Annotated in this window: 20 protein-coding genes; 12 read left to right on the top strand and 8 right to left on the bottom strand. The window is 55.4% G+C overall.

What is annotated here, in order from left to right; all coding sequences use genetic code 11:
• Positions 1–21: 21 nt before the first annotated feature.
• A complete protein-coding gene (locus tag ACSHSR_RS03155) occupies positions 22–312 on the bottom strand; it encodes a co-chaperone GroES (protein ID WP_025010152.1) in 291 nt (96 codons plus the stop codon).
• A 248-nt stretch (positions 313–560) separates the two neighbouring features.
• Here ACSHSR_RS03155 and ACSHSR_RS03150 point away from each other — a divergent pair, with 248 nt between their 5' ends.
• From ACSHSR_RS03150 to ACSHSR_RS03140, 3 genes are all read left to right on the top strand, one after another.
• Positions 561–1,925 carry an MATE family efflux transporter gene (locus tag ACSHSR_RS03150; RefSeq protein ID WP_096141062.1) on the top strand — a complete coding sequence of 455 codons (1,365 nt, stop codon included), beginning with the start codon at positions 561–563 and terminating at the stop codon, positions 1,923–1,925.
• A gap of 19 nt (positions 1,926–1,944) precedes the next feature.
• A complete protein-coding gene (locus tag ACSHSR_RS03145) occupies positions 1,945–2,529 on the top strand; it encodes a DUF4274 domain-containing protein (RefSeq protein ID WP_479631234.1) in 585 nt (194 codons plus the stop codon).
• Positions 2,530–2,608: 79 nt separating this feature from the next.
• On the top strand, positions 2,609–3,541 hold the full coding sequence (locus ACSHSR_RS03140) for a CPBP family intramembrane glutamic endopeptidase (protein WP_392468980.1): 933 nt from the start codon (positions 2,609–2,611) through the stop codon (positions 3,539–3,541).
• A 111-nt stretch (positions 3,542–3,652) separates the two neighbouring features.
• On the opposite strand, the gene ACSHSR_RS03135 is transcribed toward ACSHSR_RS03140, so the two are convergent.
• Positions 3,653–8,647, bottom strand: coding sequence for an ATP-binding protein (locus tag ACSHSR_RS03135; protein ID WP_479631233.1), 4,995 nt, complete (start codon positions 8,645–8,647; stop codon positions 3,653–3,655).
• A 340-nt stretch (positions 8,648–8,987) separates the two neighbouring features.
• Between ACSHSR_RS03135 and ACSHSR_RS03130 the strand changes: the two genes are divergently transcribed.
• On the top strand, positions 8,988–10,076 hold the full coding sequence (locus ACSHSR_RS03130) for an HD-GYP domain-containing protein (RefSeq protein ID WP_479631232.1): 1,089 nt from the start codon (positions 8,988–8,990) through the stop codon (positions 10,074–10,076).
• A 43-nt stretch (positions 10,077–10,119) separates the two neighbouring features.
• Here ACSHSR_RS03130 and ACSHSR_RS03125 read toward each other — a convergent pair whose 3' ends face one another.
• Positions 10,120–10,869 (bottom strand): SDR family oxidoreductase, encoded by a 750-nt coding sequence (locus ACSHSR_RS03125; RefSeq protein ID WP_107005158.1) that lies wholly within the window; start codon positions 10,867–10,869, stop codon positions 10,120–10,122.
• 100 nt (positions 10,870–10,969) lie between these two features.
• On the opposite strand from ACSHSR_RS03125, the gene ACSHSR_RS03120 reads away from it, so the two are divergent.
• Positions 10,970–11,359, top strand: a complete 390-nt coding sequence (locus tag ACSHSR_RS03120) for a winged helix-turn-helix transcriptional regulator (RefSeq protein ID WP_107005159.1) — start codon at positions 10,970–10,972, stop codon at positions 11,357–11,359.
• 110 nt (positions 11,360–11,469) lie between these two features.
• Here the strand turns inward: ACSHSR_RS03120 and ACSHSR_RS03115 are convergent, their stop codons facing one another.
• Complete coding sequence (locus tag ACSHSR_RS03115; protein WP_123116974.1) at positions 11,470–12,057, bottom strand: FxsA family protein; 588 nt, start codon at positions 12,055–12,057, stop codon at positions 11,470–11,472.
• A gap of 200 nt (positions 12,058–12,257) precedes the next feature.
• Between ACSHSR_RS03115 and cutA the strand changes: the two genes are divergently transcribed.
• From cutA to ACSHSR_RS03085, 6 genes are all read left to right on the top strand, one after another.
• Positions 12,258–12,590, top strand: coding sequence for a divalent-cation tolerance protein CutA (cutA, locus tag ACSHSR_RS03110; RefSeq protein WP_117199990.1), 333 nt, complete (start codon positions 12,258–12,260; stop codon positions 12,588–12,590).
• Entirely contained in the window at positions 12,587–14,392 is a 1,806-nt protein-coding gene (locus ACSHSR_RS03105; RefSeq protein WP_412496814.1) for a protein-disulfide reductase DsbD, read from the top strand. The genes cutA and ACSHSR_RS03105 overlap by 4 nt, the downstream gene beginning before the upstream one ends.
• A gap of 127 nt (positions 14,393–14,519) precedes the next feature.
• Positions 14,520–16,139 (top strand): cation:proton antiporter domain-containing protein, encoded by a 1,620-nt coding sequence (locus tag ACSHSR_RS03100; protein WP_479631231.1) that lies wholly within the window; start codon positions 14,520–14,522, stop codon positions 16,137–16,139.
• Between the two features lie 206 nt (positions 16,140–16,345).
• Positions 16,346–17,497, top strand: coding sequence for a galactokinase (gene galK / locus ACSHSR_RS03095; protein ID WP_062793691.1), 1,152 nt, complete (start codon positions 16,346–16,348; stop codon positions 17,495–17,497).
• 32 nt (positions 17,498–17,529) lie between these two features.
• Positions 17,530–18,561, top strand: coding sequence for an aldose epimerase family protein (locus tag ACSHSR_RS03090; RefSeq protein WP_479631230.1), 1,032 nt, complete (start codon positions 17,530–17,532; stop codon positions 18,559–18,561).
• Positions 18,558–18,956 carry a DUF2391 family protein gene (locus tag ACSHSR_RS03085; protein ID WP_025010163.1) on the top strand — a complete coding sequence of 133 codons (399 nt, stop codon included), beginning with the start codon at positions 18,558–18,560 and terminating at the stop codon, positions 18,954–18,956. Before ACSHSR_RS03090 ends, ACSHSR_RS03085 begins: the two co-directional genes overlap by 4 nt.
• Positions 18,957–19,147: 191 nt before the next feature.
• Here ACSHSR_RS03085 and ACSHSR_RS03080 read toward each other — a convergent pair whose 3' ends face one another.
• The 3 genes from ACSHSR_RS03080 to ACSHSR_RS03070 all read right to left on the bottom strand — a co-directional run bounded on the left by ACSHSR_RS03080 (position 19,148) and on the right by ACSHSR_RS03070 (position 21,659).
• Positions 19,148–19,741, bottom strand: coding sequence for a hypothetical protein (locus ACSHSR_RS03080; protein ID WP_342180343.1), 594 nt, complete (start codon positions 19,739–19,741; stop codon positions 19,148–19,150).
• Positions 19,742–19,849: 108 nt separating this feature from the next.
• A complete protein-coding gene (locus tag ACSHSR_RS03075) occupies positions 19,850–20,254 on the bottom strand; it encodes a hypothetical protein (protein ID WP_145839153.1) in 405 nt (134 codons plus the stop codon).
• A gap of 424 nt (positions 20,255–20,678) precedes the next feature.
• A complete protein-coding gene (locus tag ACSHSR_RS03070) occupies positions 20,679–21,659 on the bottom strand; it encodes an NAD(P)H-quinone oxidoreductase (RefSeq protein ID WP_025887987.1) in 981 nt (326 codons plus the stop codon).
• Positions 21,660–22,238: 579 nt separating this feature from the next.
• Between ACSHSR_RS03070 and ACSHSR_RS03065 the strand changes: the two genes are divergently transcribed.
• Positions 22,239–25,373 carry a M9 family metallopeptidase gene (locus ACSHSR_RS03065; protein ID WP_479631503.1) on the top strand — a complete coding sequence of 1,045 codons (3,135 nt, stop codon included), beginning with the start codon at positions 22,239–22,241 and terminating at the stop codon, positions 25,371–25,373.
• 62 nt (positions 25,374–25,435) lie between these two features.
• On the opposite strand, the gene ACSHSR_RS03060 is transcribed toward ACSHSR_RS03065, so the two are convergent.
• A complete protein-coding gene (locus ACSHSR_RS03060) occupies positions 25,436–25,660 on the bottom strand; it encodes a sulfurtransferase TusA family protein (protein WP_025010173.1) in 225 nt (74 codons plus the stop codon).
• Between the last annotated feature and the right edge of the window lie 19 nt (positions 25,661–25,679).

Below are 25,679 nucleotides of genomic sequence, written 5' to 3'. Positions count from 1 at the left end.
GTTTTCAATGGTTCGAGTGGTTTATTCCACTACGGCCATCAGGTCAGCTTCTGACAGGATCAGGACTTCTTCACCGTCAATCTTCTCTTTCTTGACACCGTAACCTTCGTTGAAGATCACTACGTCACCTACCTTCACGTCCAATGGCTTAATGTCACCGTTTTCGAGGATGCGGCCATTGCCAACAGCCAGTACTTCACCACGGGTAGACTTTTCGGCTGCGCTGCCGGTCAGTACGATGCCACCGGCCGAAGTGCTTTCAACTTCCAGGCGTTTGACGATCACGCGGTCATGTAATGGACGAATATTCATCTATGGATTCTCCTAATGATTTTTGCCCAATATGAGGCGGTTCATGGTTTATGTAAAAGACGGCCAGGCCAACAGGCTTTAGCCGCTTGATGTTGGCTTATATGGGGCCGGATTTGGCACTTCCAAGGGGACAGGTCAAAATTTTTTGAAAATTTTTGACCCTCGTTTTTTAAAGCCGGGGCAATCCTGTTAGAATCGCGCTTCCGCACGATTTACTTCATCCATTTCACAAGAGGCAGATACGGGCCATGAGAGACAGACACGGGCTGCTCAGTCAGCCGATAGGTCGTGTACTGCTTAATATGAGTGTTCCCAACATGTTAGGAATACTCACCGTGCTGGGCTTCAACCTGGTAGACACCTACTTCATCAGTAAGCTGGGCACAGAGGCGCTGGCGGCAATCAGCTTCACCTTCCCTGTGACCCTGGTGGTGTCCAGTATTGCCATCGGCATAGGCGCCGGGGTGTCCACCAATCTTGGCCGCCTGATAGGCGCCGGGCACGCCCCCAAGGCCAAGGTGTTTCTGCACGACGCCCTGCTGCTGACCTTTATTTTGACTGCCGGGCTATCCTTGCTGGGCAGCTTGTGTATCGACCCGCTGTTTTCCCTGCTCGGCGCCAAAGACGACATACTGCCGCTGGTGCATCAGTATATGAATCTCTGGTATCTGGGGGCGCCGCTGTTGGTGGTGTTGATGGTGGGCAATCAGGGCCTGAGGGCCACCGGCGATACCCGCTCACCGGCGGCAATTTTGTCGCTGGCGGCGCTGATTAACCTGATCCTCGATCCGCTGCTTATCTTTGGTATCGGCCCCTTCCCCAGGCTGGAAATTCAAGGCGCCGCAGTGGCGACCCTGATCTCCTGGTTGGTGGCGCTGTCGCTGTCCAGTTACCTGTTGGTGGTCAAACGCCATATGTTGGTGGCCGCGGGTTGGTGTTTCAGCCGCTTTGTCGATAACTGGAAACAGCTGGCCCATATAGCCCAACCGGCGGCGCTGATGAATATGATCAACCCCCTGGCCAACGCCGCGATTATGGGGATGCTGGCGCGGATAGATCACGCCGCCGTGGCCGCCTTCGGTGCCGGAACCCGGCTGGAGTCCTTGCTGCTGATTGTGGTGATGGGGCTATCTTCCAGCCTGGTGCCCTTTATCGCCCAGAACCTGGGTGCCGGTCAAAAGGAGCGCGCCCGCGAGGCACTGCTGCTGGCGCTGAAGTTTGTGCTCCTGTTCCAGACTCTGCTGTATATCCCGCTGGCGCTGCTGGCGCCGCAAATTGCCGCCCTGTTCAGTACCGACCCTCAGGTGCTGGAATGGCTCAGTTTCTATGTTCTGGTGTTGCCCGCCGCCTATGGCCCGCTGGGCGTGGTGATCATAGTGGCCACCTCGCTCAACGCCTATCACAGGCCTATGGCCTCGCTGGTACTGAATCTGTGTCGCCTGTTCCTGCTGATGCTGCCGCTGGCAGCGCTGGGCGCCTTCCTCGGCGGGGTAAAAGGCCTGATGCTGGCACTGCCGGTAACCAACATACTCATGGGCATTGCCAGCTATTATCTGGCCAGCAACATCAGCGAACCGCAAAAAATCAAATCCCCCTGCCCCAACGAGGGATGATAAAGGACAGGAGACAAGGATGGCCAAACGTCTGACCCAAGAGCAGTTTTTCAGGGCCTTTGAATGCGCCGAGAGCGGCGCCATCTGCGATACCGAGCAGTTAAAGGCACAATTGGCAGACCCGGAAATCGGCGCCGCACTGGCGGCTATTGCCGGTGAATTTGCCAAGACTGCCGATAGCCTAATGACCATAGCCGAACTGCAGAGCATGGAAGAGCTGCATTATGTGGCCGCCAATCTCAATTGGGACAACGGCCTTGAAAGCCCGGCCGCCATACTCAATCACTCTCTCTGTGATGCCGGCACAGCCTTGCTGCTCTACTGGTATGGGCAGGGCTTTTTCCATTCAAACCCGGCAGACGCTGAGCCGGAGGAGAAGGCACTGTTCGACCGCCTGATAACCCGCTTCAGCCAAGGAGATTTCGCCAGCTATCGCATCGCTTTTGATGCCATCAAAGAAGACATGTTGCCGCCTCTGAAACAGATGCAGGAACGTGGCTGGCAGTTTCCCGGCATCTTACTGGCGCCCTACAGCACCATGGAGATAGCCACCTATCAGGGCGACTATCAGACTTGGGTTAATCAATTGCTCGACAAAGGCTGAACAAGTCCGATCTCTGTTAGCGGCGCTTGCCCGGTATCCTCTATACAGCTTTAATCGCCGCTTTTTCGGAGCCTTCCCCATGCCCTTTGTGCCTTCTGTCGACTTGCTTATCTGGCTAGCACTGATGCTGGCGGTGCCTTTTGCGCTGCTGCGCCGTTTTCCCATCGCACTCTTGCTGCTCGCCACCAGCCTACTACTGGCGCTGTTTTTGGGCCGCATTGCGGCGCCGACTCTGATACTTGTGGGCCTATTGCTGGCGTTGGCATTCAAGTTACCACAATGGCGTCAGCGGTTTTGCCGACAGGCAAATTCAGCCAAGAGTGCGGCGGCGAATAATGAGGTAAACGAGCAGGGCCATATACGACTCAAGCAGCTTGCCGTTTATGGCGCCCAGGGCTTGATACTGCTGAGCGCCGTGGCACTCACAGTGCATCTGCTGCCGGGCTTTGACAACCTCAAGCTGTTGGATAAAGTGCAAGCCAGCAGCGGCAGTGCACCTTTCAGCATGTATCTCAACCTGGATAAACCGCTGAGCCTGTTTCTGTTGCTGCTGGCCTGGCCGCTGGTTGCGGGTACGCCAAAACCTCTGCCAAGGCGAAAAATAATCTTGCTGGCCTTGCTGTTTGCCGCCACGCCCGCGCTGCTGGGGTTGGCCAGTTTAAGCGGCGCCATTCATTGGGATCCCAAGCTGCCGGGCTGGTGGTGGCTGTTTGCGCTCAATAATCTGCTGCTGACCTGCGTCGCCGAAGAGGTGCTGTTTCGCGGCGCATTGCAGCAGTATCTGGTCAAGCGCGGCGGCGCCCTGCTTGGGGTAACGCTAGCCAGCGTGCTATTTGGGCTGGCGCACCTGGCCGGGGGTTGGACTCTGGTGCTGTTCGCCGCCCTCGCCGGTGTTCTCTATGGTTTGGTATTCCAGCTGAGCGGCCGTTTGTGGCTGGCGGCGCTGTGCCACTTCTGCCTCAACTTCTGTCATCTGCTGCTGTTCAGCTACCCTATGGCGCTGCCGCACTAGCTGCGCCACAGGATTTTGAGACGCTCGGTTTTAGTGCAGCCAGCTTTGATGCAGCAGGCTTTTACCAGACAGGCTTTACCCAAGCTGCCGCTTGATAGGGAGACAGCACCATCAAACCCGGGCCAGCTGCCGAAGCCTGGCTAGTTCAGTGGCGGCGCGCTCGAAATCAAAGGCCCGCACCGCCCGCTGCAGCCGCTCAAGCGACTCGCGCCAGGGCTGCAGTGCCGAATGCTGAACCAGGGCATCGACCTGCTCCAGCGCTTCTGTGTTGTATTCATCCAGGCTCTGGTTCAGGGCATCGAACTGGGCGGCAAGTTTGGTCGCAGGTGCACTTGAGCTGAAACTGCCTATTGGAGGCAGTGTCTCAAACGTCTGAGGCTTTAATGACGGCTGCGATGATGGCTGAGATGACGGCTGGGGCAAGGCCTCCAGGGCGAGAACCAGTGCCTCAAGAGCTTGCAATAGACTGTCCAGCCGAGTCTGTATCTGCGGCAAGTCGGTTGGATTATCCTGCTCCTGTTGCTGACCAAACTGCGAGCCGAGTGCTGTGGCTATCCTGCTATTCAGTGCCAACTCCAGGGCACCGGCGCACTCGGCCAGCTCAATAGCGCCGATATTGGCGGCCGAGCCCTTGATACTGTGACTCAGAAGCTGCACCTGCGGCCAGTCCTGGCGCTGCATCGCCTCTGCCAATTCAGTTGCCACCCCCTTGCCAGTGTCGCAAAAGAGTTGCAGTAAGCGCAGGTAAAGCGCCTCATTGCCGTTGCAGCATCTGAGCCCTGCGTCCTTGTCCAGCCCGGGAAACTCGGGTAAGCCACTCGCAGGTATAGATTCAGCAGGCAATGCCGCTGCCGGATTTTCTTGCCTGGGTTTGACCCAACGCGCCAGCGCCCCATAGAGCACCTCGGCCTGAATCGGCTTGGTGATATGCTCCACCATGCCTGCCGCCAGCGCCTTTTCCCTGTCCCCCACCATGGCGTTAGCCGTCATAGCCAGCACAGGCAACCCCTTCAGCGCCGGATTGGCACGAATAGCCCGGGTCGCCTGATAGCCATCCATCACAGGCATCTGACAGTCCATCAGCACGGCATCGAAGTCTTGCTGCTGCAGTAGCTCCAGCGCCTGCTGCCCATGCTGGGCCAGCTTGACCTGCATCCCCACCTGACTCAATAGCGCCAGCGCCAACTCCTGATTGAGCGGGTTATCTTCCACCAGCAGGATACGGGCGCCCTTGAGTTGTTGCCTTATGTTCACATGTGTTCGCGGCTCGTCGGAGCAACAAGGCGTTTCGCCGGACAGCGCCAGCAAAGATCGCAGCGCCGTCAACTGACCACAGGGAGTGTAGGGACGCAGCAATCTCTGCTCACCGCCGATACGGCTCAGTTGTTCATCCTGACTCAAGTTCCCCAGCAGCCAGACTCCGGCATGGCTTGGCAATGGCAACGCCGCCAGGGCGTCCGGGCATTCGCGGCTCATATCCAGCAGCAGCGGCAAGCCTTTGAGCTTGGCTTTTCTGTCTGCTTCGAGGCCGCCCAACCATTCGCCAAGCTGTTGCAAACTATGGAAACGCTGTAGCCTGATGCCGAGCTGGCGACACAGCCAATGCCAGTGTCGGTACTCGCCGTCATCACTGCTGACCAGAGTCACCTCATGACCTCTGAGTGGCGCGTAATCGGCCAGATAGTGGTACTCGTCCCGGCAGGTGAGCTCCAGCTCCAGATAGAAGCGGCTGCCCTCACCTTCGCGGCTCTGACACCAGATGCGGCCATGCATCATCTCGCTCAAGCGCTTGCAGATAGCCAGCCCCAGCCCGGTACCACCATACTTGCGGGAGGTGGAGGCATCCACCTGCTCGAAAGAGTCGAACAGGGTTGCCAGCTTGTCCTCTGGAATACCTATGCCGGTATCCTGAACACAAAACTGCAGCCGCACCTTGTCCCCCTGGCGATGCAGCAAACGGCCCCGCAGGCAGATTTCGCCGCCTTGGGGAGTAAACTTGAGGGCATTGCCCAGCAGGTTGGTAAAGATCTGATTGAGCCTGAGCGGGTCCCCCAGATACAGGCGCGGCATATCCAGCGGCAGCTCCATTCGCAGTGCCAGCTGCTGCTCATCGGCCTTGAAGCCCATCACCCCCACCAGTTGCCCCACAAGTTCAAACAGATCCAACTGCCGCTGTTCCAGTTCCAGCTTGTCGGCCTCTATCTTGGAAAAATCGAGAATGTCGTTGAGGATCCCCAAAAGCGACGACGCCGCCTGATGCACCTTGTCGAGATAGTTGCGCTGACGACCATTCAGCTCTGTCTGCAACACCAGCCAGGACATGCCCAGAATGGCATTCATCGGCGTGCGGATCTCATGGGACATATTGGCCAGAAACTCGGACTTGGCCCGGGTGGCCGCTTCGGCCAACTCTTTGGCATGGGCCATTTGAGTCTGCACCTGCTTGTTTTGAGTGATATCCACCACCCAGCAGAGACTGGCGGCCTGGCCGTCCAGCTCGGTGCGATAGAGACTCAGCTGCACATCCCGAAAGCCGCCCTCGTCGGAGAAAATACGGGTCTCTATGGTCACGACATCGTTTTCCCCTTCCAGCCGCTGCACCGCTTCAGTGTAGGCCTCCGGCTCGGGGAACCAGGGCTGCAGCGGTTGCCCCAGGCGCATTCCCGTCATCCGGGTCATAGGCTCGTTGACATACCTGAGCACACCGTCAACGGCAATCCACACACCGACCGGACTGTTGCCCAGCACCTTCTTGAGAATGTCCCGCTCCCGCGCCAGTGACTGCTGCATCTGCCGCTTCTGGGTCAGGTCGTGGTAGGAGCAGAGGATCAGCGAGCGTTGCTGCAGCATCACCCGCACCAAGGTACCTTCAACCGGAACCCTGCGCCCATGAACCCCGAGCAAGTCGCCATCGAAGCACACTTTACCTTGGCTCAAGACCTGCTTCAGCCTTTGGTCCACCTGTTGACGATTCCCCGGCGCCGGGTAGTAGTACCAGTCCGGCTTTTGCCCCAGTAAGGGGGATTTTTCCTCACGCCCCAGCAGTGCCAGCATCGCCTGGTTGCAGTCGAGGATAGTTCCCTGACTGTCGGCCAGCACACAGGCATCCACCGCCGAGTCAAACAACGCCTGAAACCTCTGCATACTGGCCTTCAACTCGGTTTCTACTCTCAGCCTCTGCTGCACCTCGCGGTTGAGACGCCGGTTCCAGCGCCAAAACAGCAACAGCAAGGTGATGGTCAGCGCCGCGGCCACCAGGCTCCACTTGAGCACCTTACTGTGATGTATGCCGAAGTCGTACTTGACGTTGATCCAGCGGTTCTGGATCTCCTGTGACTTATAGGTTGGGATCTGCGCCAGGGCCTTGTCGAGAATAGACGCCAGCTCAGGCCAGTCTTTGCGCACCGCCATCGCCACCTGGAACTTATACTCGGTATCGCTGGCGAGCCAGAGTGGGCTGTTGAGGTGAGTGCCCAGATAGTGATTGGCCGTGGGCAGGTTGGTAAATACGGCAGCGACCTGGCCTTTTTCCGCCGCCCGCATCATGGCTTCGATGGAGCGAAAACGCCGCAATGTCATCTGAGGATAGTCCCGCCGCATCACCTCTTCGGTGACATCATCCTTGAGTACGCCCAGAGTTTGCTGCTGCAGATCTTTAAGGCCATTGATCTTCTTGGCATCGTGACGGGTAAGCAGCACTCCGGGGAATTCGGCCAGCGGCCGGGTAAACAACATATGCTCCTGGCGCTCGCTGGAAGGCGAAGCCAGACTCAGCATGTCTACCTCGGTATCCTTCAGCGCCCGGATATTCTTGTCCCAACTGAGCTCATTGCGGACATTGAACACCAGCGGCAGGAAGCGATCTATCTCGTAGAGAAAGTCGGCCATCATGCCCTGATGTACGCCCTCCAGGCTGAGAAAGTCCACCGGCGCCGCATCCGGTGCAACCCCGACATCCACCACCTGATGCTGTTGCAAAAACTGCAGTTCTTCCGGGCTCAAACGGGCAATAAATTCGTGCACGTCCAGATCCGGGATCAGGTTTTCCAGTCGAAAATCCAGCGACATGATCCTGGGGTTAGCGGCCATGGAGATCTGGGAAAAGTCGGGATTGAAGTTGCTGACATCAAACAGTTGCCAGTAACGATTGAGGTTTTCGCCATTAATGGCGATCAGGTTGAGATACTGATTGAACGCCTGCCCGGACAGATCCACGCCGCGCAGATGATCCGCCAGCATCACCAGGGCAAAGGCACCTTGAAACTCCACCCCGCCAATGCCTGCGTGGATTCTGCCTCCGCGCATCGCCTCGGCAACATCGGCATCCCAATTGCTGGTACCCAGCAGCAGCCCCTCTTCCTCAGCTTGTTTGGCAACTGCCAATGCCATCACCGCATTCATGGCCAATACCGCGTCCAGGTCCTGCTGCTGATCCAGCGCTTGCTTCAAGGCTCGCTCGGCATCTCTGGCGCGCCATTGGGTGTATTTCACCGTTAGCTTCACCGGCTGCGGCAGGATATCCAGATAAGCGCGGATCCCCGCCAGTTGCTGTTGCACCTCGGGGTCGGTCTCAGGCCCGGCTATCACCAGCAGTTGCAATTCGGGTTTCTCAGGATCGGCTTGCTCCAGCAGTTGCCGGGCCAGCATGCTGCCCAGCACCTTGCTGTTGGCCGTGACACTGCCAATCCAGTTGCGGTGCATTACATGGGGCTTGTGTGTCGACTCGGGAAAGGAGGATTTGATGGTAACTGTCGGCACACCATAACTGTCTGCCAATGCCAACAACTCTTTACTCTGCTCACCAAAAGGGGAAAAGATCAGCCCGGATGCCCCCTGCTCCAGCGCTTCGCGCCCGATAGACAGTTGGTTCCGCCCCTTGGCATCGCAAAAGCGAACCTGCAGATCCAGCTTGAGATCCTGCGCCGCCATCCGGGTAAAGCGTTCCACCCGCTGCCAAAATGGGCTGCCGTCTTCCAGCAAGAGCACCACCTTGGGCGTTTCCGACTGTGTCCCATCATCAAGCTGCAGCGGCAGATCGCCCACCTTGGAAAACCCAAAGGGGCTCAAGCAAATCAGCAGACAAAACAGCAACAGGGATTTTCCCATTATTTATTCCTTCGTGCTTGTGCCAAGCAGAGTAAAACGGAGTCGGGTGTCAGATTGCTGACACTGCCTCAATTCGGGCGTCAGCTGTCTAAAAAAGGCGCATATCTTGCGCGAAAGCCGCGATGGATGCCAAAGATAATTTAGCTTTAGTGAAGTGGATCGCCCCAAGGAAACAAACTGATACAACATTAACTGCTGAAAAGTGCCAAAATCTCAGCGCCTTTCAGATGAATATGGCATAAAAAGTAAATAGGATGTGACAGGATATTCAATATAACAAGGTGGTGACAGGAAGTTTCAGACACTAACTCGACCGCCCCATTGGGCACTGAGGAGATATATGCAAACTTTCGACAAGGCCTGCATTCTGGCCGTGGACGATACCGCCGATAATCTGCAACTTATCCATGCAGTACTGGCCAAGGATTATAGTCTGCGCGCCGCCACATCCGGTGAAAAGGCCCTGGCCATGCTGGATCAGGGGCTGGAGCCCGATCTTATCCTGCTGGATGTGATGATGCCCGGCATAGATGGTTTTGAAACCTGTCACCGCCTGAAACAGCACCCCAGATCGGCGCAGATCCCGGTGATCTTCATCAGCGCCAAGAATGAAGTGATCGACGAGCAAACCGGCTTTGAGTTGGGGGCCGTGGATTACATCTCCAAGCCCATCAGTCCGGCTATCCTCAAGGTACGTATCGCCAACCAGCTGGCATTGGCCAATCAGGCCAGGCAACTGCAACAACTGGTGAAGCTGCGCACCCGGGAGCTGGAACAGACCCGTCATAAGATCATTAACCGCCTGGGGCGCGCCGCCGAATATCGTGACAACGAAACCGGCCTGCATGTGCAGCGCATGAGCCACTATTGCCGGGTATTGGCCCGGCAGTTGGGCGCCTCTGAATCCTGGGTCGAGCTGTTGTTCAATGCCGCGCCCATGCACGATATCGGCAAGATAGGTATTCCGGATCATATTCTCTTGAAGCCGGGCAAGCTGACGCCGGAGGAGTACCGCATCATGCAGGGGCATACCAAGATAGGCGCCGATATTCTCGGCGATGATGCCTCACCTTTGCTGCAAATGGCGGCGGAAGTGGCCCGCAGCCACCACGAACGCTGGGATGGCAATGGCTACCCCGAGGGTTTGCAGGGCAATGCCATTCCCCTCAGCGCCCGCATAGCCGCCATTGCCGATGTGTTCGACGCCCTGACCTCGGAGCGGCCTTACAAGAGCGCCTGGAGCAACCAGGAAGCCTTTGCCTACCTCAAGAAGGAGGCCGGAGGCCAGTTCGACCCACAGTTGGTGGCAGCCTTTTGTGCCTGCGAAGCTGAATTGCTCGACATTCAACAGCGATTTGCCGAGCAGCAAGGGCCCAAGATAGGCAAGCTGATTCAACCCAAGCCCCCTGCCGAAGCCCTTTCGGCCTAGTCTCTACCGACGTAGAGCACACATGGGACTGGCTCGCACCTCCTTAGAGATTGGCAACGCCACCATCGACCAGTAATTCGGTGCCGATGACAAAGCGCGACTCGTCGGATGCGAGGAACACGGCCGCCTTGGCGATTTCCCAAGGCGTTCCCATACGACCTATGGGCACCAGTTGCCGAATCTCCTGCTGCAGTGCCTTTTGCTCTTCAGCAGCCAGCCCCAACTTACCCAAAGCCGCAGTCTCTGTCGGCCCGGGGCTTAAACAGTTGACTCTGATGCCAGACTCAAGCAACTCTGCCGACAGGGTTCGCGCCAGCGACAGCAGCGCCGCTTTACTGGCGGCATAGGCACTGCTTTGCACCAGGCCGATATGCGCGCTGGTTGAACCACAAAGGATGACAGAGGCCGGGTTTGCCAACAGAGGCAAGAGTGATTGGATAAGAAAAAACGGCCCTTTGAGATTCACCGACATCAATCTATCCCAGGCTATTTCGTCCCAATCCGCCAATGGCAGATGAGTAACGTCTCCGGCATTGGCATACAAGACGTCCAAACGCGGCCACTGGCGGCTGAGCGTTTGTGCCAATTCCCGTTGTGAGTTTATATCGCCGGCATCACAGCAAATGGCCAAGGTGTTACCCCCCAACTCTTCCCGAACCCGGTTGAGGGCATTGATGTCGCGCCCAGTTATGGCAACCTTGGCCCCCTCGGCAAGAAACTGCCGTGCGGTTTCCAGGCCTATACCACTGGTACCCCCGGTAACCAAGGCAAACTTATTTTGCAGTCGTTTCATGCATACCTCCCTCTACGCTGTTGGAGGGCGCATTTTATTTACAATAGTATCCATTGTATAGTAGGCACCTTTTTGATACTAAAGAGGTGTTTGGATAGCTATGTCCGTCGCAGAGAGCTCTCAGAAAACAAGTTTAACGGCCGCGCCCTCCTATGAATTGGATAGCTCTGAACCCTGTCCTATGGTGAGCTTTGTCAATCTCATTTCGGGTAAGTGGGCCATCCCCATTCTCTATCGTTTGATAGTGATCGACTCTCCGGTACGCTTCAGTGAATTGCAGCGGGCCGTAGCCCCCATTACGCAGAAGGAACTGACGCGGCAATTACGCCTGTTTGAACGTCGCAAGCTGGTGCAGCGCAAGGTTTACGCCGAAGTGCCGCCGCGTGTGGAGTATCGAATAACCCCATTGGGGAAGTCTTTGAAACCTACCTTGGATTCACTGGCCGATTGGATGCGAACCAAGGGCGCAGATTTGGCTGACGATAGTTGAGAATACGCTGCCGGCCTCTTCACTTTTTGAGGCAACAGGCTGTTTGCCGGCTATGTGAATAAAAAAAGACCTTCCGAGCGGAAGGTCTTTTTTATCAGTGTTTGTGCTGATCACCGGCTACCGGGCCGATCATCGTCTTGGTTTTCCGTATCCTGCGACTGAGGGCTGTTTTCACCTCGCTGAGGGCTCCCTCCATCCAGCTGATGGCTCTCAGGACGCTTATCGGAAGGGTCGGCCTTGCGCTCAAATTCACCTTCGAATACATCACCGCCCTGGCCTCTTTGATGTGGCGGCTCAAAGGGGTTGGCACCGGCTCTGAACTGAGCACCGGCAACCACCTTGAGCTGCATCCGCTGATAGAAATAACGTGCCAGCGGTGACCGGGTGATTGGAGTCAGCAGGATAAGGCCGATAAGGTCGGTAACAAACCCTGGAATAAGCAGCAGAATACCGGCCATGGCCAGCATCATGCCTTCGACTATCTCTTGCCCCGGTGCTTCACCGGCGGCCAACTTTTTCTGTACCGACATCAGGGTACTCAAGCCCTGGCTGCGAACCAGAGAAACACCGACCACCGCGGTGAGGATCACCAATGCCACTGTGTTCCAGCTGCCCAGAACTTCGCCGACCCGGATAAGCACCGAGAGTTCGACGACAGGGATCAGCACAAAGATGATAAACATTATCAGAAATGGCATGTAGGCCTCATTTTTTGCAGTAGTTGAAAACTAAATGGGGATAACCCGGTCTGATTTCAAGTCCGCAGCCTGCCCCGGGTTTGACGCCTGAGCTCACTGTTTCAGCAAAGCCTTAATGCAAGCTTGCGGCAAAACACGTAAAGTAGACGCTCGATTTTAATCCCCTTGGCTTAAGTCAGGTTTAATTTAACCCGCTCATTATGGACATAAAATCTCAACAAGCGCTGCTGGTTTTTTGCAGTTGCCCGGATACTGACAGTGCCAAGAGCCTGGCCGCAACCTTGGTGCGCGAGTCGCTGGTGGCCTGTGCTCAGGTGAGCCAGACTGTGGATTCGTTTTATGCCTGGCAGGGCGAACTCTGCCAGGAGACTGAAGTCAGTCTGCAGCTAAAGTGTCTGGCCAGCGCCTACCCCAGGCTGGAGCAGAGAATACTCGAACTGCATCCCTATGAAGTACCTGAAATTATTGCTGTGCCCATCAGCCATGGGCTGCCCGCCTATCTGGATTGGATAAAAGACAACACTAAGCTATGAAGAAAATACTTACCCTGCTGTTAGGCAGCCTGTTGCTTCTCAGCCCGCTGGTTCAGGCCGATGGGATCTTTGGCAACAAGCAATTCGATTTTCTCAAGAGTGAACCTGAGCTGATGCCCGTGGATCAGGCCTTTGCCTTCGACTTCAGTCAGCAAGGCAACAAGGTCAAGCTCAGTTGGGTAATAGCCGACGGCTACTACATGTACCGCGACAAACTCAAGTTCAGCATAGATGGCGGTGAACTGGGCGAGATAGCCCTGCCTCAAGGCAAGGGTCACACGGATGAGTATTTCGGTGAGCAGCAGGTGTACTACTCCTTCATCGAGATTCCAGTTGCCATTAAGGAGGCGGGTGAAGCCGCCAAGTTATCCGTAACCTTTATGGGCTGCGCCGAGGGCAAGCTCTGCTTCCCGCCCACCACCCGTGACGCCCTGCTTAAACCTGTGGCGGCCAATGATGGCATACTGCCCGATGCCGACAATGGCGCAGATGCCCAGGCGGCTCCCAAGGGCCAGGCGGTGACCCAACAGGATAACCTGTTGGATAAACTGCTCTCCGGCGACAGCACCCTGCTTAACTATCTGACCTTCTTCGTGTTGGGGATAGGTCTGGCGCTGACTCCCTGCGTGTTCCCCATGTATCCCATTCTATCCGGAATTATTGTCGGTCAGGGGCAGAAAGTCTCCACCGGCAAGGCCTTTACCCTGTCGATGGCTTATGTGCAGGGTATGGCTATTACCTATTCGCTGCTGGGGTTGGTGGTGGCTTCGGCCGGTCTCAAGTATCAGGCGGCGCTGCAACATCCGGCTGTGCTTATCACCATAGCCGTGCTGTTCGTGGTACTCAGTCTGTCTATGTTTGGCCTCTATGAGCTGCGCCTGCCCGCCAGTTGGCAGCAAAGGATGAACAGCCTCTCCAATAAGCAAAAGGGTGGCAATCTGCTGGGCGTGTTCGTCATGGGTGTGCTTTCGGGTCTGGTGGCCTCGCCCTGTACCACGGCGCCTTTATCGGCAGTACTCGTGTACGTGGCGCAAACCGGCGATCTGCTGCAGGGCTTTTTGACCCTCTACATCCTCAGCATGGGGATGGGACTACCACTGCTGCTGATAGGCACCTCGGGCGGTAAGTTGCTGCCGCGCGCCGGTACCTGGATGAACATCATCAAGCATGTGTTCGGTTTCCTGCTGGTGGCCGTGTCTATCATAATGCTGGGCCGCATCTGGCCTGGATTGGTGTCGGATCTCATGTGGTCTGTGTGGGCCATCGTCTTTGTCGGCTACCTGATGCACCAGAACAAGCTGAGCCAGTTCAACTGGAAACAGACGGTGCGCAGCGTGATCCTGACCCTGCTGCTGCTGTCGAGCTTTTCCTATGGCCTCCAGGCGGTAATGAGCGCCATGGGTTACCACTTCATGGGGCAACAGCAAGCCGAGCATCATGCCTTTAAGCGCATCAAGTCGCTTGAGGGCTTCAAGGCCGAACTGGCGGATGCCGAGGCGGCCGGCAAGCCGGTGATGTTGGATCTCTACGCCGATTGGTGTGTGGCCTGTAAGGAGTTTGAGCAGATCACCTTCAAAAATGCCGAGGTTAAACAGCGGATGGAACAGATGGTGCTGCTGCAAGCCGATGTGACCGCCATGGATGAAACCGATGTCGCTCTGCTGGAGGCCTACGATGTGCTGGGGCTGCCGACACTGTTGTTTATCGATGAACAGGGCCAGTTGAAGAATGAGTTGAGAGTGACAGGTTTCATGGGCCCGAAAGAGTTTGCCGCCCACTTGGATATTTTGCTCAAAAACTAGCGTTCAACACGCCAACATTTCTGAAAAAGCGAATTTATCAGCAGATAAGTTCGCTTTTTTATTTAAATTTAATGCTCTTCTTATAGAATACTCTTTAAACAGCTAGCCTCCTTCCTGAAAGAGCAAAATGGAACCTGCAATTCTCGTTATTACCTTGGCCTGCGGTATGCTGGTCAACCGTATCAATTTACCACCGCTTATCGGCTACCTGGCCGCCGGCTTTGTGCTCTATAGCATGGGCATAGAAAATGAAAGCCTGCCGCTGCTCAACCAATTGGCCAGTCTGGGTGTGACCCTGCTGCTGTTTGCCATAGGTCTCAAGCTGGATATCCGCAGCCTGTTCAAGGCCGAAGTCTGGGCAGGCTCCAGCCTGCACCTGATGTTGTCCATGGTAATCTTTGTCCCCATTCTCAAGCTGCTGGGCTTGATTGGTCTGGTGCAATTGACCAATCTCACGGTCGAACAGCTGACCCTGCTGGCCTTTGCCCTGAGCTTTTCCAGTACTGTGTTTGCGGTCAAGGTGCTGGAAGACAAAGGCGATATGCAATCTCTCTACGGCCGGGTCGCCATAGGTATTCTGATCATGCAGGATATCTTTGCCGTATTATTCCTAACTATTTCCAAGGGCGAATTTCCGTCGATATGGGCCTTGGCACTGCTGTTGCTGCCTCTGGCAAAGCCGCTGATATACAGGGCCTTTGACAAGGTCGGCCACGGTGAACTCCTGGTGCTCTTCGGCCTGGTAATGGCTTTGGTGGTCGGCGCCTGGCTGTTTGAGTCCGTGGGGCTGAAACCGGATCTCGGCGCGCTGATCATCGGCATACTACTGGCCGGGCACAAGAAGGCATCCGAGCTGGCCAAGTCGCTGTTCTACTTTAAAGAACTGTTTCTGGTGGCCTTCTTCCTCACCATAGGCCTCAACGGCCTGCCGAGCATGACAGATATTATGCTGGCGGTGCTGCTGGTGACTCTGGTGCCGCTGAAAATTCTGCTGTTTGTCTATATCCTTACCCGCTTCAAACTGCGCTCTCGTACCTCAATGCTGGGCTCATTCAACCTGGGTAACTTCAGCGAGTTCGGTCTGATTGTGGCTGCCGTAGCCACCAGCAAAGGCTGGCTGCCCGCCCAATGGCTGGTGATCATTGCTGTGGCCCTGAGCCTGAGTTTCGTGCTGGCGGCGCCGCTCAACGCCATGGTGGGCAGCATCTACCAGAAGTATCAGCAGAAGCTGGTCAAGCTCGAGAAGCACCCACTGCATCCGGAAGACAGGCAGATCCCCGTGGGCAATCCGCGCTTCCTTATTCTGGGTATGGGGCGCATAGGCTCAGGCGCCTACGATGAACTCAAGGCCAGGTTTGATGGTGAGATCCTCGGCATAGAACATAAACAGGAGTTGGTGGACTTCCACCGCGAGCAAGGGCGTAATGTGGTACAGGGCGATGCCTCGGATACCGACTTCTGGGAAAAACTCGACCGGGCTCCGGCGCTGGAACTTGTGCTGCTGGCGATGCCGTACCACGCGGGTAACATGTTTGCGGTTGAGCAGCTCAAGAAACTGGATTACCAAGGCAAGATCAGCGCCATAGTGCAGTATGGTGATGATGCCGTGGCCCTGCGCGAATCCGGCGTTCACAGTGTTTATAACCTCTACGAGGCCGCCGGCGCCGGTTTCGTTGAGCATGTGGTCTGTGAACTGCTGGCGGCCGAAACCGTCAATGAATCGCCCGCCAAGGAAGCCGCATCCTGATATTTTTCGGCATCATTTAGCCTCACTCTGTCCGCTAGCGGCGAGTGAGGCTTTTCTCTTGTTCCCATAGATATCTCCTTAATCTGCCCTTGGGCGCAATCCGAATAAAAATCTCACTTACACCTCAGTGACAGAAATGATATAACAACAGAAAAGCAGTCATTTATGTTGCTGTTCGAGCGTTTTTTTGCGGAATCCATAAGAGCATGTCGAATCCTGCCCCCAGCGTTACCAAACTCTTTGTCAAAACCTTCGGCACCAAGCCGGATGCCCTGTATCAGGCCCCCGGGCGGGTCAACCTTATCGGGGAACACACAGACTATAACGAAGGTCTGGTGCTGCCGGCGGCAATCAACTTTCACACCATAATTGCAGTCAAACGCCGTGACGATGACAAGTTCCGCGCCGTATCGGCTGCCTTTCCCGGCATTTTTGAATGGCACTATGGCGATGAAGGCAGCATGAGCGAGGATGAGGGCTGGGTCAGTTATCTCAAGGGCTTTACCTCGGCCATGGCCCAGAGTGGCCTGCCGGCTCGCGGCCTGGACCTGGCAGTGATCGGCAATGTGCCGGCCAACGCCGGATTGGCCTCATCGGCCTCGCTGGAAATCGCCTTCGGCACCGCCATCAATGACACCAGTCAACTGCACTTGTCGCCGCTGGCGATTGCACAACTGGCGCAGCGGGGCGAAAACCACTATGTCGGCTATGGCTGCGGCATCATGGATCAGATCACCTGTGCCATGGCCGAAGCCGGTGCGGCGCTGCTGATCGATTGCCTGGATCTGGACTGCGAGAGCGTGCCCTTCCCAGACGATCTCAGCCTGCTGATCATCAATTCCGGCTTGCCCTCCATCGCCCACAGCACAGAGTTTGGCGAGCGCCGCTTGCAATGCGAGCAGGTGGCCGGTCATTTCGGATTGGATACCCTGCGCCACTTGTCACTCAGGGCGTTGCAAAGCGCCGAAGATGAACTGGACCCGGTTGCCTTTCGCCGTGCCCGCCATGTGATCAGTGAAAACCAACGCACCCAGAGCGCCTGCCGCGCCCTGGAGCAGGGCGATATCGCCAGGCTCAGCAAACTGATGGCCGAATCACACCGCTCGATGCGCGATGACTTTGAAATCAGCCATCCGGCTATAGATACCCTGGTGGAGCTGATAGCCGAAGTCGTCGGCGAACGCGGCGGAGTACGGATGACAGGCAAGGGCTTTGGCGGCTGCGTCATCGCCCTGGTGGAACATGAGTTGACCGACAAGGTGATAGCCGCCGTCGAGCAGCAATATCCGGCCAAAACCGAGCTGGAGGCCAGTGTGTACCTATGCAGCCCCAGCGACGGAGCCAGCCGCCTGGACTGAGTTGTAGCCCTAAAGCCAAAAGGAACTAGCAGATGATACGTTTCAGCGCACTCGACAGTTGGGAAGATCCCCGCGGCGGCCAGATAGAAAGAGTCAGAATCGACAACGGCATTCTGGCGCTGGAAGTGCTCAGTCTCGGTGGCATTATTCGCTCACTGTGGGCGCCGGATCGCCACGGTGAACGAACCAATATCGTGCTTGGCTGTGACTCTGCAGCCGATTATCTGGCCCAGGACGCCTGTTTGGGCGCCGCTGTTGGGCGTTACGCCAATCGCATCAAGCAAGATCAAATCAACTGCCGCGGCAAGACTTTTTCTCTGGATAAGAACTTCAACGGCCACTGCCTGCATGGCGGCCGCGAAGGCTTTCATCGGCGCCTGTGGCAACTGGGCACACTGCCGGACGGGGTGCGCCTCAGCCTGATAAGCCCGGATGGCGACATGGGCTTTCCCGGTGAATGCCGGGTACAGCTGGACTATCGTCTGGCGGGCAACAACCTGTTTGTGGAGTTTATGGCCTCAAGCAGCCAAGACTGCCCTGTGAGCCTGACTCAGCACAGCTATTTCAACCTCGATGGCCGGGCGGATATCGCTGAGCACCAGTTGCAACTCGATAGCAACAAAACCCTGGCAACCGACTCTGAAGGCATTCCCTGCGGCATAGTCGATACCCAAGGCGGCATATTGGATCTCAGTCAGGGCAAGGTACTCAAGACGCTGCTGGGGCAGCCGGAACTCGCCGGCGGCCAAGGGTTGGATCACTGCTTTATCAGCCGGCAACAGAAAGATGAGCTCTGGCGTGTGGGCCGTTTGAGCGCGCCGCTATCGGGTCGCGGCCTGACACTGTATACCAATCAACCCGGAGTGCAGCTTTACACCGGCGCCGGGCTCGAAGGCGTCAAGGGTCGTAAGGGCCAGGCGATGAAGCCCTGGCAGGGTGTCTGTCTTGAGCCGCAAATGCTGCCGGACGGCGCCAATCAGCCACAGCTGCACGGCGATCCCTGGATAACACCCGGACAAGTCTATCACCATTTGAGCCGCTACGAGTTCGATACCCAGGCATGACCAAACTCTATTTCAACGCCGAGGATCTCGGCCAGATCAGCATAGGCGCCTTTGCCTTGTCCGTGCCCATCTCTTTTTCCGAGGAGGCCTGGATGCTGGCGGCCAATCTGCCGATGGTGAATCTGGTGCTGGTGGTGGTATTGAGCCTGAGCTTTATCGCCCTGTTTGCTTATCAGAGTGTGTTTCAGGCCAATATCAAGGCCAGGGTGTGGGTGTTCTGGCTGCGGATCCTGCTGGCTTATGCCCTGACCCTGCTGGTGGTGAGTGTCGTCTTACTGGCCCTGGATAAATGGCCATTATTGAGCGATCCCTTACTGGCGCTGAAGCGCACCCTGCTGATCGCCATGCCGGCCTCTATGGGCGCCATCATAGTCGATAGCTTCGATAAAGAATAATCGTCTATCACCGGATATTGATTGTCGTATTTCATTGACATTACAATTCAATTTAAAATTTTATTGTCAATAAAGGAAGAGCGGGTTGAATCTACATCATTCACCCCATATTGGCTTGGGTTGTATAGTTTAATTTCTGCCAGTATTTGCTGTGATGAAAATCTGACAATGATTCATCTTTAATCCAGCTATTAAATTGTCATACCAAAGCTAAGATCCCATTCCAGCACAGGAACCAAATGCAAACCACTGGCGTTCAAGGCGATTAATGGCTCTGCGATTGACTTATGCACCAAATAATCCATCATCCCTGGAATTTGGAAAATACATCTCTTTTCAAGAGGTATTTTAGATAACTTATTATAGTCCAGTCGGCAATTCCTTGGATTTCTTACTTCACCATCCTCTAAAATCCCAGTGTATTTTCCATTATCAAAGTCATAAGCATCAATATTATTATCTACGACTAAAATTGAATATGAATGTACATTTCCATCATTGTGGGTATATAAAGCAGGGAGTAACTGAACCTGATAAAGATCAAAGTATTCCAGTACTTTACTTATCCGGTTTGACAGTAATGGATCACTTAATGCAGTCATTGCTTCGATCAGAGGAATAACCTCATTATCATCTGCCCCAAATTCAACTTGGATCGGCATTTTAAGACAAGTCGGTTGTCTAAAAGTTAAATAATGACTTTTACTGCAGGAAACATAAGGGGAAGGCACCTTTCCAGAGCCACATATCAGTACATAATATTCTTCGTTAATATCTGATATCATTATTCTCCAACTTATAAATCATCATCTTAAAATGTCAGCGTTCGACTGTCCGGTATACCCGGGCCACCGCTTCAGTGAACTGAAGTCGGACGGCCGGGCATAGGGATATCAGTCGTCGAAGCTGTCATCCCAATCGTCATCGAAATCATCACCCATGTTGTCGGCTTCGACCTCGACCTCAGGTTCCGGCTTGGGCTTACGCGTGGGAGCGCTGTCTTTGACGTTGTTCAGATTAACTCTGGCCTGCTGCTTTTGCATAAACTCGCTGCGGACCGCTTTGAATGCACTACCGAACTCACGCTCGGCAGCCTTGGCTTCATCCTCACCCAGATCATGCAGGTTGGGTTTAACTATATCTTCCACGTATTCAATAATCGCATTGCGCTGAGAGTTGAACAGGTAGATACGTCCAGGAGATGCCTCGGGTAACTGATTGTCATGGACGACGATAGCATTGCCACGTGCGGTTCTGAGCTCGCCATACCAAACTTGTTTCTTTGCAGTGTTATACATATATGCCAATACCCTTAAATCAACACATACACCAGAGAAGTTGCCAATAAGTCGCTGCGCATAATGCCTGGACTTGCTCGCGCCTTCCCTAAAGTTTTTCGGCCAAAGAAGCGCACTACTGCTCACTTTGCCACAATAGGTTTCCACCTTTGGGAGGTGGAGTTTTCAAGTGCGTATTCTTACAGAATCTTTCCGAGAATCAATGCTACAAACCGTGATTTTTCCAACTAAATAACGATTAATTTTTCATGACAGCACCCTCGAGTGCTCTCACAAAGGACTTTAGCCCAAATTTCCATCAGGGCAAGTTGAATTTTGCACGCAAACGCCTTAAGGCTGCATGTTACAGCCAAACAGCGGCGACAGAGAAAAAGCTGCCGAGCGAGTGTTCAGCAGCCATAGGGTGTTGAGCGTCAGTAGCTACTTACTTCAGTGTCAGCACGACCTTGCCCGAGTGACTTCCGGATTCCAACAAGTGATGTGCCGCAATGCACTCTTGCAGCGGGAAACTGGCAAAAATATGTGGCTTCAGGGCACCTTCATTCAATAACGGCCAGACCTTGGCCTTGAGTTCGGCAGCAATCGCCGCCTTGGCCGCTACGCTTTGAGGCCTCAGAGTCGAGCCGGTCCAAACAATACGTTTGGCCATCAGGCGAAAGATATCCACTTCAGCCTTGGCCCCCCTTTGCATGGCAATGGACACCATGCGGCCATCACAGGCGAGTACCTTGAGATTCTTGTTGGCAAAGTCTCCGCCTGCCATATCCAGCACCACATCGACACCCTTGCCCTGGGTCCAGTCCAACACAGGCTCGACAAAGTCTTGTTGCCGATAATCGATCACCAGCTCGGCCCCCAATTGCTGACACCAGGCGCATTTCTCAGGACTGCCGGAAGTCACCAGTACCCTGGCGCCAAAGGCCTTGGCCAGTGCTATGGCGCTGCTGCCGATACCCCCAGAGCCGCCGTGGATGAGCACTGTCTCGCCTTGCTGCAACCCGGCTCGCATAAACAGATTGCCCCACACAGTAAAGAAAGTCTCGGGAATCGCCGCGGCTTCTTCCAGACTCCAGCCCCTGGGAATAGGCAAACAATGATCGGCCCAGGTGAGCACATACTCACTGTAACCGCCTCCCGGCACCAGGGCACAGACCTCTTGCCCGGCCTGCCATTGTGCTACGCCCTGCCCCAGCGCCACTATCTCGCCGGCCACTTCCAACCCCAGCACGGGGGAAGCGTCTGCCGGCGGCGGATAGTTGCCTTTACGCTGGGCCAGATCCGGGCCATTGACCCCGGCCGCCGCTACCCGTATCAGCACCTGACCCGGACCGGGTTTGGGGATCTCCACATCCGTCAGATAAAGTACCTCGGGCTGCCCGGGTGTGTCGAAAGTCACCTGTCTCATACACTGCTCCTTGATAACTGAGCCACTGCCGAAAGATTTGCCTCTGACGTTAATCCAGAGGTCAAGCCTGGCAGAGACTGATACCTGTAGCCAACACAGTAGCAGAAGCCGTCTCAGGCTCATACCCGCATCAAGGAAGATGCGAACAAGTCCCATCTATGCACTGCATCGACTTACAGGCCTGGATGCAATGCGTGCTTCACAGTAAATGGCTTCAGTCTTTTGCCAGAAGCACAACAAAGCCGCCAGGCAAAATTCAGCCTTGGCGAATTTAAATGTAAATTCTATTAATTTCATTGCGTTATAAATCTATCCTAGCTCGCGGTGACCAAGGAAATCCTCGCTGTTTTCCCTTGGAATAAAAAACAGACAATTTTATATTGTATATTTTATTCTTTTACTTCTATGATGAAACACTGATTTACCCTGAATAAAGTGTTGTGCACAGTCAGGCAGTATCGGCAAACGGCGCAGGGGGTCACTTTAACCACTAAAGATCTGCAACAGCAGACTCAAATAAAATGGAGAAAACCAATGAAGATCAGCCCACTGGTCGCCAGTATCGGCCTGCTTTCCGGCATGGCATTCAGCCAACAGACGTTTGCACAGCCCTCCTCCCCCCAAGCTTCCTCACCTCATCCCGCCGCCAGGCTGCACGGTCATCCCTTACTGCCCGCTCAAGCGAACGAGCAGGCGAGACTGGCCTCTCACGCGCGGCTTAAGCGTGAGGCCAACTCTCAAGCTAAGAGGCAGACAAAGGCTTCGCTGCCGGCGCCGCCGCAGGCCTTTAGCAGTCAGTCGGTTTCGAACCAGGTAATTGAAGGACATGCCGTTGACAAAAAAACGCCCCAAAAACGCCAAGCCGTCGAAAGCCTCAACCTGATGAGCCCCTCGGCGGCCGGCGATCTACAGATGCAGGCCGACAGCAGCTGTGATGAGCTGACAGGCCTCAATGGTCAGGCACTGGTCGATGCATTAAGCGCCGCCACGCCTGCTTGTGTCGGTGCCTTTTACAGCCTGGTGGGCAGTCAGGCCACCGCCAGCTTCAGCAAGGCCAATGTGCTGGCGGTAGCCAACGCCATAGACGGCCGCGCCGAAAGCTACACAGGAACTGACACCCAAGGGCTGGAGTCCTTGATAAACTTTGTCCGCGCCGCCCTCTATGTGCAGTTTTATCATCCGGAAGATGTGCCCGCCTATGATGCATCGGTAACCACGGCGTTAAGCGGCGCGCTGGATAGTCTGTTCAACAATCCCAAGAGCTGGACAGTTTCCGAGGCCAATGCCGGGGTTCTCAAAGAAGCATTGATCCTGGTGGATTCGGCCAATCTGGGTGCCGAATTCAACTGGGTAACCATCAAGGTACTCAACGAATACGACAGCGACTGGCAGGCGCTGTTTGGCATGAATGCCGCCGCCAATGCTGTGTTTACTACCCTGTTCCGGGCTCAGTGGAACGACGAAATGCAAGCGCTGTTCGCCCGGGATCAAAGCATTCTCGATGCCCTCAATCAATTTCAACTTGAGCAACGCCAACTACTGGGAACCAATGCCGAATACCTGCTGGTCAATGCGGTACGTGAGATGTCCCGCCTCTACTACATAGAGGCGATGAAGCCAAGGGTCACGACTCTGGTCAAGGCGGTAATCGACAGCAGCAGTAAAGAGGACAGCAGCCGCGCCATCTGGCTCGCCGCTGCAGAAATGGCCGACTACTATGACCGTAGCCAGTGCGACTACTACGGCATTTGCGGCTTCAAATACCAACTGGAGCAGGACACCCTGAGTTTCAACTGGAAGTGCTCGGATACCCTGAAGATGCGCGCCCAGGATCTGTATCAGGATCAGGCAAGCTGGATCTGCGAAGTGCTCAGCGGCCAGGAAGCCTACTTCCACAGCAAGCTGGAAACCGGCAATACTCCGGTGAGCGAGGATAACAACGACGATCTTGAGCTGGTGATCTTCAATTCCTCCGGCGACTACCAGTCATTCGCCGGCAGCTTCTTCGGTATCAACACAGACAACGGCGGCATGTATCTTGAAGGCTCGCCGGCCGGGCTCAAGAATCAGGCCCGTTTTATCGCCTATGAAGCCGAGTGGCGCCGCCCCGATTTCCATGTCTGGAACCTGCAGCATGAATATGTGCACTACCTGGATGGCCGCTTCAACCTCCACGGCGACTTTGCCCGCGGCATGTCGGCCGACACTATCTGGTGGGTTGAAGGATTGGCGGAATACATCTCCTACCGGGATGCCAACACCGCAGCCATAGCACTTGGTGAAACCAAGGCATTTGCCCTGTCGCAAATATTCAAAAATACCTATGATTCCGGGCAGGACAGAGTCTATCGCTGGGGCTATCTGGCGGTGCGCTTTATGTTCGAGCGCCATATGGATGATGTTCGCCAGATCCTCAGTCTGCTGCGCAGCGACAACTACAGCGAGTATCAAGCCCTGATAGATGGCATAGGCAGTCGTTATGACAATGAATGGTACAGCTGGCTGACAAGCGGCCTGAGCACGGCAGACAATGGCATAGTGGATAAGGGCCCCAGCGACATAGACGCCGCCCCCAGCGGCCGTGAAGGTAACTGGAGCGGCCCGGGCGGCAATATCAGCCGCGACTTTGCCCCCTGCACGGTCAGCGACGAATCCTATCGTTATCAGGAAGGCATGACGCCGCTGCTGGATGTGCCAATCGAGTGTATCGACTCGAAAAACGGCCGCGCCAGCCTGGTGTTTGCCAATGAGCAGCGTTCCGACCAAGAGCTGTGGATCAAGGTGGGTGACGGCTGGGGTGATGCCGATATCTATTTCAGCTCCCAAGGCTGGGCCAGTGCCGAAAACAACGAGGGCTTAGGTATAGGCAATGGGAATCATGAGGTGATCAAGGTGCGCCTCAACCCAGACAGCTACTGGCATTACCTGACTCTGGCCGGTGAATTTGGCGGCGTGGATCTATTGCTGTCGACCACAGAAGTCGAAGCCGACCCGGACCCGGCCCAAGGCGGCGGTGATGGCGATGGCGGCGAGCCGGTGGATTGCGGTGTTCCAAGCACAGACTATGGCCAGTTGCAGGCCGGCAAGAATGAATGCCTCAGTGGTGGCCGTTCCAGCTTCTATGTCTGGGTCGAGGAAGATAACACTCGCCTGACCTTCAGCCTCGGCGGCGGCAGTGGTGACGCCGATCTCTACTATGCTGCCGATACCTGGGCCGGTACAGCTCACTATGATGCGTTCGCCAAGGCCGCAGGCAACAGCGAGACGCTGACAGTCACGGCCAATCGCGGCTGGCGTTACCTGGCGGTGGAGAGTGACAGCCAGTATGCCGGTGTCAGCCTGAGCCTGAAAGTGGCCACGGCCGGTGAACCTCAGCCCGGTGTTCTCGAAAATGCCTGCGCCACCAAGGCTCCCCAGAGTTACAGCGAGTTACAGTCCGGCGCGGCCATCTGCGCCGCCAGTGGCCGGGGAGACTTCTACTTCTATATTGCCGAAGGTACTCAGGAGATTGAAGTTGTCACAGGCCACGGCAGCGGCGATGTCAGCCTCTATGGTGGCACTAGCTGGCCTACGGCCAACAGTTATCAACAGGTATCCACCCAGCAAGGCAACGCAGAACGTTTGCTGCTGCAGGCGCCAAGCGAAGGTTGGTACTATCTGATGCTGGATGGTGCCAATGCCGAAGGAGTCAGCATCCAGATGCAGGCTCGCTGATAGCGTTACAGTTTGGATGAAAAAAGCGCTGCCTCGGCAGCGCTTTTTTACCTTTACGGCCGTTAGCCCTTCTTGATGGTCATGGTCCAGGCGGCATCACCCTTCTGGGCAAAGTGAGTCACCTCATGGCCCTCTTCGGCGGCCCAGCGAGGAATATTTTCTGTCGCCTGGGCGCAGTCATAGTCCAGTACCACTTCGTCGCCTTTTTCTATGCCCTTTATCAGCTTCTGCAGCTCTATCAAAGGGAAAGGACAGAGTTTGCCGGTAGTATCGAGAACATGTTTCATATACAACTCCTTGGATAAA

This window comes from Shewanella sp. VK101 (assembly GCF_056497865.1).
The sequence above is the reverse complement of the archived record's forward strand: the minus strand, read 5'-3'. Positions and strand labels throughout refer to the sequence as shown.

Bases quoted from the DNA above. Each gene is read 5' to 3' on its own strand.
- ACSHSR_RS03155 (WP_025010152.1), bottom strand. From the start codon at position 312: ATGAATATTCGTCCATTACATGACCGCGTGATCGTCAAACGCCTGGAA.
- ACSHSR_RS03150 (WP_096141062.1), top strand. From the start codon at position 561: ATGAGAGACAGACACGGGCTGCTCAGTCAGCCGATAGGTCGTGTACTG.
- ACSHSR_RS03145 (WP_479631234.1), top strand. From the start codon at position 1,945: ATGGCCAAACGTCTGACCCAAGAGCAGTTTTTCAGGGCCTTTGAATGC.
- ACSHSR_RS03140 (WP_392468980.1), top strand. From the start codon at position 2,609: ATGCCCTTTGTGCCTTCTGTCGACTTGCTTATCTGGCTAGCACTGATG.
- ACSHSR_RS03135 (WP_479631233.1), bottom strand. From the start codon at position 8,647: ATGGGAAAATCCCTGTTGCTGTTTTGTCTGCTGATTTGCTTGAGCCCC.
- ACSHSR_RS03130 (WP_479631232.1), top strand. From the start codon at position 8,988: ATGCAAACTTTCGACAAGGCCTGCATTCTGGCCGTGGACGATACCGCC.
- ACSHSR_RS03125 (WP_107005158.1), bottom strand. From the start codon at position 10,869: ATGAAACGACTGCAAAATAAGTTTGCCTTGGTTACCGGGGGTACCAGT.
- ACSHSR_RS03120 (WP_107005159.1), top strand. From the start codon at position 10,970: ATGTCCGTCGCAGAGAGCTCTCAGAAAACAAGTTTAACGGCCGCGCCC.
- ACSHSR_RS03115 (WP_123116974.1), bottom strand. From the start codon at position 12,057: ATGCCATTTCTGATAATGTTTATCATCTTTGTGCTGATCCCTGTCGTC.
- cutA (WP_117199990.1), top strand. From the start codon at position 12,258: ATGGACATAAAATCTCAACAAGCGCTGCTGGTTTTTTGCAGTTGCCCG.
- ACSHSR_RS03105 (WP_412496814.1), top strand. From the start codon at position 12,587: ATGAAGAAAATACTTACCCTGCTGTTAGGCAGCCTGTTGCTTCTCAGC.
- ACSHSR_RS03100 (WP_479631231.1), top strand. From the start codon at position 14,520: ATGGAACCTGCAATTCTCGTTATTACCTTGGCCTGCGGTATGCTGGTC.
- galK (WP_062793691.1), top strand. From the start codon at position 16,346: ATGTCGAATCCTGCCCCCAGCGTTACCAAACTCTTTGTCAAAACCTTC.
- ACSHSR_RS03090 (WP_479631230.1), top strand. From the start codon at position 17,530: ATGATACGTTTCAGCGCACTCGACAGTTGGGAAGATCCCCGCGGCGGC.
- ACSHSR_RS03085 (WP_025010163.1), top strand. From the start codon at position 18,558: ATGACCAAACTCTATTTCAACGCCGAGGATCTCGGCCAGATCAGCATA.
- ACSHSR_RS03080 (WP_342180343.1), bottom strand. From the start codon at position 19,741: ATGATATCAGATATTAACGAAGAATATTATGTACTGATATGTGGCTCT.
- ACSHSR_RS03075 (WP_145839153.1), bottom strand. From the start codon at position 20,254: ATGTATAACACTGCAAAGAAACAAGTTTGGTATGGCGAGCTCAGAACC.
- ACSHSR_RS03070 (WP_025887987.1), bottom strand. From the start codon at position 21,659: ATGAGACAGGTGACTTTCGACACACCCGGGCAGCCCGAGGTACTTTAT.
- ACSHSR_RS03065 (WP_479631503.1), top strand. From the start codon at position 22,239: ATGGCATTCAGCCAACAGACGTTTGCACAGCCCTCCTCCCCCCAAGCT.
- ACSHSR_RS03060 (WP_025010173.1), bottom strand. From the start codon at position 25,660: ATGAAACATGTTCTCGATACTACCGGCAAACTCTGTCCTTTCCCTTTG.